This is a genomic window from Terriglobia bacterium, from assembly GCA_036496425.1.
Lineage (GTDB): Bacteria > Acidobacteriota > Terriglobia > 20CM-2-55-15 > 20CM-2-55-15 > 20CM-2-55-15.
Window position 1 is genome coordinate 1 of the sequence record DASXLG010000298.1, and the last position, 12,109, is coordinate 12,109.

At 60.2% G+C, this 12,109-nt stretch carries 5 protein-coding genes and 1 pseudogene; 2 read left to right on the top strand and 4 right to left on the bottom strand.

What is annotated here, in order from left to right; translation table 11 throughout:
• Nucleotides 1-68 precede the first annotated feature (68 nt).
• Together VGK48_21530 and glgP are read left to right on the top strand one after the other, a co-directional pair.
• Nucleotides 69-788 carry a DUF4184 family protein gene (locus tag VGK48_21530; GenBank protein ID HEY2383765.1) on the top strand — a complete coding sequence of 240 codons (720 nt, stop codon included), beginning with the start codon at nucleotides 69-71 and terminating at the stop codon, nucleotides 786-788.
• A gap of 161 nt (nucleotides 789-949) precedes the next feature.
• A complete protein-coding gene (gene glgP / locus VGK48_21535) occupies nucleotides 950-3,604 on the top strand; it encodes an alpha-glucan family phosphorylase (GenBank protein HEY2383766.1) in 2,655 nt (884 codons plus the stop codon).
• Nucleotides 3,605-3,701: 97 nt separating this feature from the next.
• Here the strand turns inward: glgP and VGK48_21540 are convergent, their stop codons facing one another.
• The 4 genes and pseudogenes from VGK48_21540 to VGK48_21555 form a co-directional block, all read right to left on the bottom strand.
• Nucleotides 3,702-4,580 (bottom strand): transglutaminase family protein, encoded by an 879-nt coding sequence (locus tag VGK48_21540; GenBank protein ID HEY2383767.1) that lies wholly within the window; start codon nucleotides 4,578-4,580, stop codon nucleotides 3,702-3,704.
• A 21-nt stretch (nucleotides 4,581-4,601) separates the two neighbouring features.
• Nucleotides 4,602-7,133, bottom strand: a complete 2,532-nt coding sequence (locus tag VGK48_21545) for a circularly permuted type 2 ATP-grasp protein (protein HEY2383768.1) — start codon at nucleotides 7,131-7,133, stop codon at nucleotides 4,602-4,604.
• A gap of 2 nt (nucleotides 7,134-7,135) precedes the next feature.
• Nucleotides 7,136-10,417: a transglutaminase family protein gene (locus tag VGK48_21550; protein ID HEY2383769.1), complete on the bottom strand. Its 3,282-nt coding sequence runs from the start codon at nucleotides 10,415-10,417 to the stop codon at nucleotides 7,136-7,138.
• A 16-nt stretch (nucleotides 10,418-10,433) separates the two neighbouring features.
• A pseudogene (locus VGK48_21555) lies at nucleotides 10,434-11,864 on the bottom strand (SEC-C metal-binding domain-containing protein).
• Between the last annotated feature and the right edge of the window lie 245 nt (nucleotides 11,865-12,109).

Below are 12,109 nucleotides of genomic sequence, written 5' to 3' on the forward strand. Positions count from 1 at the left end.
CGAATTGCTGAATTCAGGGGTGCGCCCCCCTTTTTTCCCGCAGGCCTGCCTGTTACATTGGATTACTGATGGCGTTTCCTCTTGCACATCCGGCCGCTGTATTGCCGCTTCGCCGGGTCCGGTGGCTCAAGTTCCCGGCTCTGATCATCGGCAGTATTGTGCCGGATATCGCGTACGTTTACGGTCCAGCCAGCGATTTCTCCCATCAACTGCTTGGCAGTCTTGTGTTTGGCTTGCCGGCAGGCGGATTGATTCTGGCTCTGTTCTACGGCTTCAGGACGAAAGTGATTCAGAGAATGCCCGCAGCTTTGAAGCGATCGCTTCTTCCGCTCTGCCAACGCCCGCCTGGTCCTGTCTGGATCGTCATCCTATCGTTAGTCATTGGGATCTGGAGTCACGTTCTCTGGGATGGCTTCACCCATAAGGATGGCTGGTTCGTCGAGCAGATCCCGATTCTTTCCAAAGTTCTCTTCCAGTATGACGGCCGAACCGCAAGACTTTGCACTGTTCTCTGGTATGCATCATCGTTGCTTGGAGCAATCTGGCTCTTTCTCTCCTTCGAGAAATGGAAAGGGATTGCAGCGCAAGAGACTATGTCCGCTAGGGAAATAGGACGAACCAGGTGGCGGGACGCGATTTTGCTTGCCAGTGCAGTCGTGCCGATTTCACTGCTCCATCATCTGGTACGCAGCCCAATCGGGTTTGTAATGACCGGCGCTTTTTCTCTATCTCTCGGCGTAGTGCTCGTTCTTAGAATGGCTTCAACGGGCGAAGATACTCTAGGCTGAAGGAAAGCAAGGCTTTTCCGCCCCTCCTGAATTACATTGACTCCACCTGTTCCCAGGGTTTACAAAAGTTACTGGTACAGCGCCGTACCTCGCGACAATGACGTCCCGGAACTCTAGGAGTCCCGCGGGCGTTTTTTTTTGGCCGCCATTGAGGAGGATTCATGAGCACCACTGCCGATGATCGCGATGCCGGCGATGTACTGACTCTCGAAGAGCTTGGAAATCTCACCAGGGAAGCCGGCAAGCCCGCCGAAACGCTGATGAACGTCGTGGCATTGATTGCGAGCCATTTCCATTCCGACGTCTGTTCGGCTTATCTGCTGGAGCCCGACCGCGCGACGCTGGTTCTGGCGGCCACGCTCGGTTTGAATCCGGAATGCATCGGCACCCTGCGTATGGCCCTGCACGAAGGGCTTGCCGGGCTGGTGGCCGAAGAGGTCCGACCGGTGGCCGTCGAGCAGGTCAGCAAGCATCCCCGTTTCAAATATTTCAGCGAAGCCGGCGAGGATGATTATCAATCGTTCCTCGGGGTGCCGCTGGTCGAGCGTGGAGTGCTTCAGGGGGTTCTGGTTGTTCAGACCATCGAGCCGCGTCAGTTCCGCGATGTCGAAGTGCAGATGCTGGTTCAGGCTGCAGCTCAGGTCGCTCCGGTCGTCAGCGAAGCGCGCACGCTCGATCGTTTCGTCGCGCCGACACTGGACCGGTTGTGGTCTCTGGCCCGGAATCTCTGGTGGGCGTGGGATCACGATTCGACCAGCCTTTTCCGCGACCTCGACCCGGCGCGTTTCCGGCAGCTCAATCACAACCCCGTTTCTCTGCTGGCCGAGATTCCCCTCGATGGAGTCGAGCGGCGCGCGCAGCAACTGGTCCTTCACAGCCGGATCAATTACGCGTATCGCCGGCAGCGCGAGTACCTCGAAGCCGATCGGACATGGGGCGCAAAGCATGCCGGCATTCTGCGTCCCCGGCCGGTGGCATATTTCTCGGCAGAGTTTGGTCTGCACGAATCGATACCGATCTACTCCGGCGGCCTCGGCGTTCTCGCCGGCGACCATATCAAGAGCGCTTCGGATCTGAATATCCCGCTTGTCGGCATCGGGCTGTTCTATGGCCAGGGTTATTTCCGCCAGCGGCTCGATCGTAACGGCTGGCAGCAGGAAGAGTACCTGGAGACGGATGTGAATTCGCTGCCGATGGAAATTGCCATCGCGGCCAACGGCCAGCCGGTTATGGTGCAGATCGAAACCTGGAGCGGCGCCATCCGGGCGAGGGTCTGGCGCGTGAAAGTGGGCCGCTGCGATCTGCTTCTCCTGGATTCGAATGTCAGCGGAAATGCGCCTGAGGACCGCGACCTGACTTCGCGCCTCTACGGCGGTGATGGCCGCGTGCGCATCCGGCAGGAGTTGCTTCTTGGCGTCGGTGGATTTCGCGCGTTGAAGGCCTTAGGCATCACGCCGGGCGTGCTTCACCTCAACGAAGGGCACAGCGCTTTCGCGGTGCTGGAGGCCATTCGGAGCCGCAGAGAGGAAGAAGGGATCGGTTTCGAAGAGGCCGCTCGCCGCGTTTCCCGTGAGGTCGTTTTTACAACGCACACGCCGGTCCCCGCCGGCCACGACCGTTTCCACCGCGAGCTCGTCGAAGAACATCTCGGACCGTTGCGTCAGGCCCTCGGCCTTTCACACGACAGGCTGATGGAATTCGGCCGCGAAAATCCCTTCAATCCCGACGAGGGATTCTGCATGACCGTTCTTGGCCTGAAACTCTCGCGCCGCGCAAACGCCGTTTCGGCACTGCATGGAGAGGTATCGCGTGCGATGTGGACGGTATTGTATCCGGGCAAGTCTGAAGATGCCGTGCCGATCGGACACATCACCAACGGCGTGCATGTTCCGACCTGGCTCGCGCCACAAATGTTCCGCCTCTACGACCGCCACTTCGGTCCGGGCTGGCACGAACACAGCAGCGATCCGGGAATCTGGGAGGGAATCGATCGGGTCGACGACGGCGAGTTGTGGGAAACGCATCTCAGCCTGAAATCCCAGCTGCTGGAATTCGTCCGCTTGCGCGCGATCGAACAGAACAAACTCCGCGGCGAACCTTCAATAGCCGTCAGGCGGGTCCTCAGTCCGGATGCTCTGACCATCGGTTTCGCACGCCGGTTTGCGACGTATAAGAGAGCGAATCTGATTCTGGCCGATATCGAGAAGCTTGCCTCGATGGTGAACGACGCCAAACGGCCAGTTCAATTTATTTTTGCCGGTAAAGCGCATCCGCACGATGAGCCCGGCAAGCGGGTGCTTCAGCAGATTGCTGAATTGATGAAGCATCGGGAGTTTGGCGACAAGTTTGTCTTTGTCGAGGATTATGACATCAATGTGGGGCGCTACCTCGTTCAGGGCGTCGATGTCTGGTTGAACAATCCTCGGCGCCCACTCGAGGCATCCGGGACCAGCGGCCAAAAGGTCGTCTTGAACGGCGGCCTCAATCTGTCGATTCTCGATGGCTGGTGGGCTGAAGCCTACGACGGACTGAACGGCTTCGCGATCGGAACCGGCAGAACGCATACGCGAATGGACATCCACGACACCCGTGACGGCGAAGACCTCTATCGCGTTTTGCACGACGAGGTCATCCCGCTGTACTACCACCGCGATCACGATGGGCTCCCCCGCGGCTGGATCAAACGGATGAAACGCACGATCCGCACGCTCGGCTGGCGCTTCAACGCCGACCGCATGGTTATGGATTACACGACCAATTGTTATATTCCGGCTGCGGGCGGCAGGTCGAGCTCATCGGCTGGTGGGCTGAGTTAAGGGCGTGGTGTAGTTCAATTTGAAGTCCGCTGCAGGCGAGCAACTCCCCTCCTGGAACAGGACGGGAGGCTGCCGCCACTGCACTCTTACCCGAAGTCTAACGGCCCTCCGGGCCTATCGCAGCCGCCGGCTGAACGTAAACCTCTACCTCGACCGTCTGGCTGCCGCCGCCCAGGCTGATGCCTTTCACCGGAGTGACATCCGCATAGTCGCGCCCCCATGCGAGCGTGATGTGGCTGTCGGAAACCATCAGATCGTTTGTAGGATCGAAACCGAGCCAGCCGGCTCCCGGAAAGAAAACGGAAACCCACGCGTGCGAGGCCTGCGCGCCCTGGACTTTGGGGCCGGGCCGCACGTAACCGCTGACATAGCGCGCCGCCAGCCGCTGTGAGCGCACGGCTCCGATCATGACGTGGGCAAAGTCCTGACACACACCGCGGCGGTTTTTCATCACTTCAGCGAGAGGTGTGCTGATGGACGTCGATTGCGGGCGATATTTGAAGTCGGCGTGAATCCGATGCGTCAGGTCTTGAATGGTCTCGAGAATCGTCCGGCCGGTAACGAAGCTGGCACGGGCATATTCATCGAGCTGCGGCGTTACCGAAACGTGCGGCGAACTATAGATGAATTCCGACGCTTCGATGGTTGCCTCATCGGATTGCCCGGCGATCGCCGCTCGAGCGTCATTCCATGACATCAGCGGAGGGGGTCCTCCCTTGCCCGGGTTCACTTCCACCACGCTCTCGGAACGAATCTCCAGACGCTCGTGTTTTTCGAAAAGCTCGAATGATGTGACGTCGTTCTCGTAATAATCCTTGCGGCCATGCATGAACGCCGGCTCGGGTTGAACATGGATCCCGGTCTTCCGGACGTTCTGATCCGCAAACGTGCGCGGGGTCAGCCGAACCTCGTTGAGCGAGTGCGAGACCGGAGTCTCATAGATATACCGGGTCGTGTGCGTCACCTGAAACAGCATCGGCTTATCGAATCGCTCTCCTCACCATGACGCCGTGAAACGGCAGGCTGTCAGGTTGCTGAAGTACCGCTCGGTCAATGCATCCGAAAGATCCCAGAGATCCGTCTTCAGGCTGCCGACAAGCTGGTCCAGGGCGCCAAAGCTGCCGCCGGCTTCCCGCCGCGCGATATCCGTCATTGCCGTCGAATGGATCGCATCCAGGGCTTTCGTTACGAGTTCCTGTTCCGGCGAGTTTCCCGCTCCCTCCTCGCGCGCCTGCAGGCGCACGAACTGGTGGTGCAGGGTGGCCAGTTGAAAGGCCACGGATCGTGGATTCGATTCATCCGCAACCAGCAGTTCCAGGACTAGATCGGTCTGGACCACGGTCGGATACCGCCGGCGATACGTGATCGAACTGTCCGCAATCTGCAGCAGAACGTGCAGAGACGGCTCTACATCGGCGGTGGCGGAATCCAGACTCGAATGCAGCAGTTCGGAAGTCTGGAGCGCGCGCTCCATGCGGCGGCCGATTTCCAGAAACCGCCAGCCGGCGCCGCGTGTCGTGTTTTCCATGAGGAGGCCTGAAAAGGCCGAAAGGGTGAGAACGGCGTTGTCGAGCAGGTCCAGGCCCCCGGCATACCGCTGCTCCGCACTTGCGGGCGCAAAACTCGAGAAGTGCGACTCGAGCTGTTGAAGCGTTCTCCAGGTGTCCGATGAAAGCTGTTCTTTCAGGTGCCACGCCACCCGCCGCAGCTCTTTCAGATTCCAACGAAGACTCGAAGTCTGCGATGGGTCGTAGACCATCTCCGTCAGCGACCGTTGAACGGACCAGCGCTGTTCCCCGATAGATGCGGTCGACGCTTCCTCCGGCAGATATGCCATGCCCGCCAGCAGCCGGACTGCGGTTTCAAGCGAGACGGCGCGGCCGAAATCTTCTTCGCTGGAGACCGCCGGCCACAGCGTTCGCAGGAACCGCACGCGGGCTTCGACTCGTTCGGCATAGCGGCCGAGCCAGAAAAGGTTGTCGGCGACGCGGCTCGGCAGATCATCCCGGGTCGAGCGCACTGAAATCTGAAGCGATGACTGGTGGCGCGCCGGCACTGCTTCGTCGGGCCGTCCCAGAACCCAGGTATCTTTGCTGCGTCCTCCCAGGTGCATCGAAACCACAAGCGAGGAGTCCTGAGTCGAGACTCGCGTCAAGCCGCCCGGCAGCGCGGCGTACGAGTTGCCTTTGCGCGCCGCGTAAACGCGCAGCACGGCGTGCCGTGGAACAATACCGTTGTCCGCGTAGACGGGAATGGTGGAGAGCGCCACCCTTTCCTGCGCCACGAAGTCTTGCGGCCGCGATTCGATTCTTTTTACCAGCGCCTCGTATGCCGGGCGACGCATCGTTCCCGGGAAATCCGGATGCTGGCCGACCCGGGAGAAGGCGGGCTTGATCACCAGTTCTTTGAAGTGCTCTTCAACGTACCGGCGCGGAACGTCCTGTCCGCACCACCACGTTGCGACCGAAGGCATTTTCAACTCCTCGGCGAGCAGGTGCCGGCAGAGGCCGGGCAGGAATGCCATCAATGCGGGCGTTTCAACCAGGCCGCTGCCGAGTGCGTTGTCGATCACGACAGAACCGTTTCGCACAGCCTCGACCAGGCCGGGCACACCCAGAAGCGAATCGCCACGCAGTTCCAGCGGATCGGCGAAACTGTCGTCGACCCGCCGGAGAATGACATCGACGGGCTTCAAACCGGCCAGCGTCCTGAGATAAACCCGGCGGTCCAATACGGTCAGGTCCGCGCCCTCCGCCAGTGTGAAGCCCCATTGTCCCGCGAGAAACGAATGCTCAAAATAGGTTTCGCTGTTCGGCCCGGGTGTCAGCAGCACGATCGTCGGGTGCGATCCCCCGTTTGGCGCAAGCGAGAGCAGCGCGTCGCGCTTCATGTCATAGAAGCGCGCGAGCTGGCGCACCTGGGCGCGGTCGAACACATCCGGAAGCGTTCTGGCGCTGACCAGCCTGTTCTGCAGCGTATAGCCCATGCCGGACGGCGCTTGAGTCCGGTCGGCAATCACCCACCAACTCCCCGATGGCGAGCGGGCGATGTCCATCGCATAGCTGTGAAGATGGCCTCCGCCCTTCGGCGTAATTCCAAAACATGCGCGCAGGAAATGAGGATTCGCCAGCACCAGCGCTGCCGGAAGGAGGCGCTGGTGAATCAGGCGCTGCTCGCCGTAGAGATCGGAAAGGATCGCATTCAAAAGCGCGGCGCGCTGGATCACGGCCTGTTCGATCGCTGCCCATTCGGAGGCGCTGATGACCAGCGGAATGGGATCCATCGGCCATGAATACTCGCTGCCGTCGGCAAGATTCCCGACATTGTAGGTGATGCCCTGAGATTGGATGAGTTGCTGGCTGGTGCGCCAGCGCCGGCTCAGCTGGTCAAAACCCATCCGGCCAAGTTCTACGAACAGTTTTCGCCAGTGACGCCGTGGGAATACGGAAGGGAGAAGAGCTTCGTCCCAGTAGTCCGGCAGCGGCCTGTATTGGAGGCGGTTCGTTTCTGTATTGGTCCGTACGGGCACAGCTACCTTGAAGTTCCTCGTCTACGGAGATCTAAGGTTGACGGAAACTCGGGATTCACATCCAGCCGCGGAACATCGACGCGGCCGGGTGTATGTCCCAGCGCAAAGAATCGCGTGAGGCGGCGCGCTTCCGCTTCGTTCGAGTTCACCGGAAACGTGTCATAGCTAAGGCCGCCGGGGTGTGCAACATGATATGTGCAGCCGCCGATCGATTGCTTTGCCGCAAGATCCACGACATCGAACACCAGCGGCGGGTGTACGGGAATTGTGGGGTGAAGGCAGCGCGGGGGCTGCCAGGCGCGGTAACGTACGGCGCAGACGAAATCCCCGTTTGTCCCGGTTGGCTGCAACGGCAGCCTTTGCCCGTTGCAGGTGACGGCGAACTTTTCTGCGGCCAGGCCCTTCACGCGCACCTGCATGCGCTCGACGGACGAATCCACGTAACGGGCCGTTCCACCCGCGCCCGGCTCTTCCCCAAGAACGTACCAGGGTTCGATTGCCTGCCGCAGTTCCACTTCAACACCGTCGTAACACACCCGGCCGTAAACCGGAAAACGAAATTCGAAGTGCGGAGCAAACCAGCCTTCATCGATGTCGTAGCCCGCTTCCTGCAGATCACGGACAATGGACCGAAAGTCCTTTTCGACAAAATACGGCAGCAGAAACAGGTCGTGAAGCCGGGTTCCCCAGCGGATCGGCTTTTCCTGATAAGGCGCGCGCCAGAACCAGGCGACGAGCGCGCGCACCAACAGTTGCTGGGCGAGGCTCATTCGCGCGTGCGGCGGCATCTCGAAAGCGCGCATCTCGACGAGGCCGAGCCGTCCTGTCGGGCTGTCGGGGGAATACAGCTTATCGATGCAGAATTCGGCCCGATGGGTGTTGCCCGTCACATCAACCAGCAGATTTCGAAATATGCGATCCACCAGCCAGGGCGGACAGTCTCCGTTCCGCGACTGACCGAGGACGTCGAAAGCGAGTTCCAGTTCATATACCGCATCGCTGCGGCCCTCATCGGCGCGTGGAGCCTGGCTCGTTGGGCCGATGAAGACTCCGGAAAACAGATAGGAGAGCGCGGGGTGGTTCAACCAATATCCGACGAAGCTTCTTAAGAGGTCGGGACGCCTCAGGAATGGACTGTCCGCCGGTGAAATTCCGCCAAGCGTGACATGATTGCCGCCGCCTGTTCCGGTGTGCCGTCCGTCCAGCATGAATTTTTCCGTTGCCAGACGGGTCAGCCGCGCCTGCTCATACAAGGCAACCGTGTTGTCCACGAGTTCGCGCCAGCTTGTTGCCGGGTGAACATTCACTTCGATGACTCCCGGATCGGGCGTGACCTTGATCACCCGCAGTCTTGGATCGTTCGGAGGGGGATAGCCTTCGATGAGCACCGGCATGCGCAGCCGCGCGGCCGTCCGCTCAACCGCGGCGATCAGCTCCAGATAGTCTTCTATTGAGCCGGTGGGTGGAAGGAATACCCAGAGGCGGCCGTCTCGAGCCTCGACCGTAACCGCCGTGCGAACGACGGCCCCGGCGTGAGCTTCGACAGGAGCGGCCGTCGCTTCGAGTCTCGGCTGCCGAAGGGGCGGCAGCGGCAACGGCTTCGCCGGCGCCATCGGATCGACGACCCATAGTTGCCGGATTTTGTCCTCGGGTTCCCAGGGCAGGCTGTGCAAGGGAAGACGAAATCCCACGGGGGAGTCACCGGGCACCAGAAATAAATGGTGCGCCCGCAGCATCCATAACCCCGTCTGCCATTCCGGTCCGCACTTCCCGATTCCGCGCTGAAGCGGCAGCACAAAACCTACGGGACTCCCGATACCGCGCTCGAAAACACGCCTCATCCGCTCGCGCTCTTCGGGATTGTCGAGCTTGTTGTCTTCGGGAGCGACATTAACGGGGAGTTCCCGCTCTTTGAGCAGATACTCGAGCGGGTCTTCATACGCCGTGATGACGTAATCCGGATGTACCGACAAGGTATGCGCAAACTCTTCGGCAAAGCGCTGCGCTTCGCCCGCACCGAAACAGTAATTGCGATCCGGATCTGCCACCCATTGCGGATCGTTCCACAGCGCCAGACCGTCCGTTCGCCAATAGCAGCTGAACGCCCACCGGGGAAGGGATTCGCCGGGATACCATTTGCCTTGTCCGAAGTGCAGGAAGCCGGCCGGCGCAAAATGTTGCCGCAGACGCTTCAGAAGGACGCCGCCCAGCCGTAATTTCTCAGGACCGAGTGCGGCTGTATTCCATTCCTCGCCGTCCATGTCATCGATTGAAATAAACGTCGGTTCGCCGCCCATGGTGAGGCGCACGTCCCCCGCCTTCAGTTCGGCATCGATCTGATCGCCGGCTGCACACATCCGCGACCATTGCTCTTCGGTGTAGGGTTTGGTAACGCGGGGATCTTCATGAATGCGCGTCACGCGCATTTCATGGAAGAACTCCACCTCGCACGGGCTCACAAGACCGGTCACCGGCGCTGCGGACGGAGGCTCCGGAGTTGCGGCCAGTGGAATGTGGCCTTCGCCGGTCAGCAGTCCCGACGTCGGATCGAGCCCGACCCAGCCCGCTCCGGGGAGATAGACTTCGGCCCACGCATGCAGGTCTGTGAAATCTTCGCCAGGTCCCACCGGACCTTCGAGAGGCTTCACGTCCGGCTTCAACTGGATCAGATAGCCGGAAACAAATCGCGCGGCGAGTCCGAGCCGGCGCAGCGTCTGGACCAGGAGCCATGCGGAGTCACGGCACGAACCGCTGGCGCGTTCGAGCGTCTCCTCGGGGCTCTGGATGCCCGGCTCCATTCGAATGACGTACCGGACCTCGCCTTGCACCCGCCGATTGAGCTCAACGAAGAAATCGATAGTGCGAACTTCACTGCGGTCGATCGACGACAGAAACTTCTCGAGCTGCGGGCCGAGCGGCGCCGCCGGTTCGAGGAAAGACCGGAGTTCCCGCTCTTCCTGCAGTTCATATTCGAACGGGTATTTCTCCGCGTAAGGCTCGAGAAAAAAATCGAACGGGTTGATCACCGTGATGTCCGCCACGAGACTGACTTCCAGGGAGAATACCGGGGTCTCTTTCAGAAAAACCAGCCGCGCCAGGAAATTACCGAACGGGTCCTGCTGCCAGTTGATGAAGTGATCCTTGGGTTCGATGTTCAGAGCGTAACTCATTACCTGCGTGCGGCTGTGCGGAGCCGGACGCAAACGGACGATCTGCGGCGAAAGCGTGACCAGCCGGTCATACTTGTAAACAGTCTTGTGATGCAGTGCGACTCGAATGCCCATAAGTGAATATCCAGATTTACGTCAAGGTTTTGATCTTACGCTCGAAATCCTGTCGCGGGATCAAATCGATGACTTGGATCCGGTCGGGCAACAGTCGAAACAGTAAACGGAAGTCGATGCCGATGCGCTGCCGCACCACGTTGGGCCGGCTCTTGAGGCGTTTCGCACCGCTGAAGGCCGCGGCATCGCCCCCGGCGAGGCGCCCCAGCATGACCATGGCGCCGCGCGCAACATGATGGGGAAACTCATTCAGCCTGTCGTGGAAGCCTTTCGGAAAGTCGATGAGGCGGACAGGATGGCTTCCTTCGGCATCCTGAGGCAGCAGGAGCTCGTCTTCATGGTCCGGCTCTGCCTCGTTGGAACCTGCGGCGGCAAGCTGCGAGCGTTCGCGCAGCGTTTCAACTTTTTCCTGAGCTTCTTCGAGCTGGCGCTGCAGCGCATTTCGTTCGCCGTGTCTCTCTTTGAGGCTGGCTTCCAGGTTTTTGACCTTCTGGCGCATCTCGCGTAGCCGCTCGTCGTCTTCGTTGTTTGCACTCATGGCGGCGGCAGCTTCGGCGGCAGCCGCTCTCTCGCGGCGGGTGACGTCTTTTTCCAGCTGATCCAGGGATTCCTTCAAGGCGCGCACTTCACGGCGCTTGGCTTCGAGGGTTTCTTCAGCCTGGCGCAGAGCCGCCTCGGTTTCCTCGCGGTCTTTATCCCGCCGGGCTTCGAGCAGTTCGTGTACCGGATCTTCTGCCGCAAGACCCATCCGCTCGCGGATAGTCGTGATCTGTTCGTATCCTTGATCGATGTCTTTAGGCGGCGTGAGCAGCAGAGTACTCCGGAAAATCATGATGGCAATGCCGCCGAATTTCGAAAACCCCACCGCATAGGCGAGGTCGTTGTAATCGCCCGGACTCTCACTTTTCAGCGCTTTTGCCGCCGCTTCTTCGATCAGCGTAAGGGATTTGCCGGGATCGTCCTGAGCGAGCAGAAGCCGCTGGCTCAGGCGCAGCTCTTCTTCCTTCTGGTCCGGCCGGAGCCGCATCATCCACTCACCGATATCTTTCCGCTGCCCGCGGGCCGCATGGAACATGACGAAAAACCATGAATCCTCCATGTCGTCCTCGAAGCCGGACTTTTCGATCAGCCTTTCCAGGAGCTCCGCCGCCCGATCGAGATTGAACAGGGTGACGCGCACAAAGTATTCCGTCAGCAGATGCCGCGGAACCTCGGAGGGATCCATCCGGCCCAATTCCGCAGGCGAGTAATGCTGAATCCGTTCCAGCGTCAGATGCCGCGCCCCGCTTTGGCGCATTTCCCTCAGGGTCTGGCCGGCGACGCCCGACGACTGCTGGAGCCGTGCACGGTCCTGATCCTGATGGCAGTTCTTGTATTTTTTGCCGCTCCCGCAATGGCAGGGATCATTTCGCCCGATGCGTTCCACGGACCGGCGCACGGTCTGCGTCGGGTCCAGCGGAAAGTTCGGTTCAACCGGCAGCAGCTTAAGAATCGGAGTCCGATAGGCCCGCACCGCATCACTGGCGCCGGGAATGGCCCGGGCCACCAGTTTCTTCCACTCCTGCTCGACAATGATCGAGTAATTCTTGCGCATGATGTCGTACAGGACCGAATCTTTCAGATATTCGGCGATCGCGATCAGGAAGATGTCCACCGCCGGCATGAGTTTCACCCGCCGGGCGACAACGCGGG